The sequence below is a fragment of the Streptomyces sp. NPDC001406 genome (genome assembly GCF_042895285.1).
Classification (GTDB): Bacteria; Actinomycetota; Actinomycetes; order Streptomycetales; family Streptomycetaceae; genus Streptomyces.
In genome coordinates, this window is record NZ_JBIAWG010000061.1 from 1 (window position 1) to 1123 (window position 1123).

Sequence of the window (1123 nt, forward strand, 5' to 3'; positions counted from 1 at the left end):
TTGCGGTCGAAGGCGAAGCGGCTGGTCGCGCGGGGCTGGCTGGCCGAGCGTCAGCCGGGCCGCTTCACGCTCGCGCAGAATGTGACCGGGCCAGGCGGCGGGTCATGATCATGGTCATCGACCAGTAGACCATCGCCTCGGCGCTGGAGGTGCGGCGCTCGAAGTCGCGCACCAAGCGGCGGCTTCGCATCAGGTGGGCGAAGAGCCGCTCGACGATCCACCGCTTGGGCAGCACCACGAAGCCACGCGTGTCGTCGCTGCGCTTGACGATCGCCAGGACCAGGGCGAACGCGGCCAGGCAGTGCTCGACGAGGCTGCCGGTGTAGCCGCCGTCGGCCCAGACGAGTTCCAGCCGGTGGTGGGCGTCAGCCACCTGGGCGAGCAGTACCTTCGCGGCGGCGCGGTCACCGATGTCCGCGCTCGTGACCATCACACCCAGCAGCAGGCCGAGGGTGTCGATTACGACGTGCCGCTTGCGGCCGTTGATCAGCTTGCCGCCGTCGAAACCGCGGCTGTCGGCGCCGACGACGGCGTCCGCCTTGACGGACTGCGAGTCGATCACACCGGCCGTTGGCTCCACATCCCGACCCGCCTTCTGGCGGACCCGGTCGCGCAGCCGGTCGTGGAACTCCCTGACCAGCATGTGGTCGCGCCAGCGGCGGAAGAACGCGTAGACCCGGTCCCACGGCGGGAAGTCGGCCGGCATCGCCCGCCACTTGACGCCGTTGTCCACGAGATAGCGGATCGCGTCCAGTATCGCCCGGTGGCAGTACGCCTCCGGCTGCCCGCCCCGCCCCCGCATCCAGCCCGGCAGTGGCAGGAGCGGCCGGACCAGTGCCCACTCCGTATCCGTCATGTCCGAGGGGTACCGCCGAACACGTTCCGGGTGATCGGCCGCATTCCCGAACCGGTGAGCGATGCAATCACACGTCGGTGCAGCCGAGTTGAACTCCACCGTTGCGAGCGCGTACAACTGCGGCAACAGGGTCTCCTGGATCTCGGTTGGCTTCGCAACCCCGAGCTACCAAGAGGCCCTGCCTTCATGCCCACGGCCAGCCGCGATCACCCGATCGAGACTCCCGTTCGACGCCCACCCCTCAAGATCGGAACGACAACAGCTACT

1 protein-coding gene is annotated in these 1123 nt (G+C 68.7%); it reads right to left on the bottom strand.

All coding sequences use genetic code 11. The features are described from left to right. Nucleotides 1-64 precede the first annotated feature (64 nt). Nucleotides 65-856 (bottom strand): IS5 family transposase, encoded by a 792-nt coding sequence (locus tag ACFY1J_RS46065; RefSeq protein ID WP_390713388.1) that lies wholly within the window; start codon nucleotides 854-856, stop codon nucleotides 65-67. Nucleotides 857-1123 lie beyond the last annotated feature (267 nt).